The sequence below is a fragment of the Rhodococcus sp. ENV425 genome (assembly GCF_002887785.1).
Taxonomy (GTDB): domain Bacteria; phylum Actinomycetota; class Actinomycetes; order Mycobacteriales; family Mycobacteriaceae; genus Rhodococcus; species Rhodococcus aetherivorans.
The window spans coordinates 767-1,532 of record NZ_PCZU01000275.1 but is presented as its reverse complement, the minus strand read 5'-3'; the positions used below and the strand labels follow the sequence as shown (position 1 = coordinate 1,532).

1 pseudogene is annotated in these 766 nt (G+C 74.4%); it reads left to right on the top strand.

Features of this window, described 5'->3' with window-relative positions:
- Nucleotides 1-736, top strand: a pseudogene (locus CQZ88_RS26225) (mycofactocin system FadH/OYE family oxidoreductase 2); the annotation flags it as partial.
- Between the last annotated feature and the right edge of the window lie 30 nt (nt 737-766).

Below are 766 nucleotides of genomic sequence, written 5' to 3'. Positions count from 1 at the left end.
CCGGGTCACCCTGTGCGAGCGCACCCCCGCCCTGGGTGGTCAGATCCGCACGGCCGCCACCGCTCCGGGCCGCGGCGAACTCGCCGGCATGGTGGACAGCCTCGAGGTCGAATGCCGCCGCGCGGGCGTCGATGTGCGTATCGGCGTGCACGTCGACGCCGCCTTCGTGCAGGAGCACCGACCGGACGCGGTCGTCGTCGCCACCGGGGCGCGCCCGCGGCGCCCGGACTGGGCCGCCGACACCGCGCTCGTCGTCGACGTCCGCGACGTGCTCGACGGCCGCGTGTCCCCGCAGGGCGACGTCCTCGTCGTCGACGACCTCGGCTTCCACCAGGCGACGTCGGTGGCCGCACTGCTCGCCGGCCGCGGCGCCGCGGTCACGGTCTGCACGGCCGGGATGATCGTCGGACAGGACCTCGGCCTGACCCTCGACATGGAGAGCTGGACCCGCCGGGCACACGCCGAGGGCATCGCGCAGCTCACCGACACGCTCGTCACCGCCGTCACCGAGACCGGCGGCAGGCTCGACGTCGCGCTGTGGCACCATCCGACCGCCGTCGCGCACACCCGTACGGTGGACGCGGTGGTCGTGGCCACCCATCAGGACCCCGTGGACGATCTTTGGGTAGCGCTGCGCGACAGTGCCTTCCACGTCGTGCGGATCGGCGACGCGGTCACGCCGCGACGGGCACACGCCGCGATCGTGGAGGGGGAGCGGGCGGCGGTGGGGCTGTAGCCCGGTGCGTCCTTTGGGCGGCAGGAGCAA